The following is a 433-nucleotide window of genomic DNA, read 5'->3' as shown; positions in this document are numbered from 1 at the left end:
ACTTCGAGCCCGTGTCGTATGGCTTCCGGCCCCGGAGGCGGGCTCAGGACGCGGTGGCCGAGATCCACTTCTACGGTACGCGGGGTTATCACTGGGTACTGGACGCGGACATCGAGGCATGCTTCGACGAAATCGGGCATATCGCTTTGATGGACCGGGTCCGGCGGCGGGTCAAGGACAAACGAGTCCTGGCGCTGGTCAAGGCGTTCCTGAAGGCCGGGGTCCTCATGGAACTTGGCGAAAACAGAGAGACGCACACCGGCACGCCGCAAGGGTCCTTATGTTCGGCTGAACATAATCCACCTAATGCGCAGCGCTGGATTATGCGCAGCGTCGGCCTGTCGGCCCTGGTGAGGGGCGGGGCCGGGGGTCGAGCGGTGCGCATAACTCCCTGTCGGTCGTGGAGTCTCAGAGGTTGGCGAGCCAGTTGATC

The 433-nt window shown here is 63.3% G+C and carries 1 pseudogene; it reads left to right on the top strand.

What is annotated here, in order from left to right:
* Positions 1-287, top strand: a pseudogene (locus U9977_RS13995) (reverse transcriptase domain-containing protein); the annotation flags it as partial.
* Positions 288-433: the final 146 nt, after the last annotated feature.

Source organism: Protofrankia sp. Cas8 (assembly GCF_963555845.1).
Lineage (GTDB): Bacteria > Actinomycetota > Actinomycetes > Frankiales > Frankiaceae > Protofrankia.
This window is presented reverse-complemented; position numbering and strand designations above follow the sequence as displayed.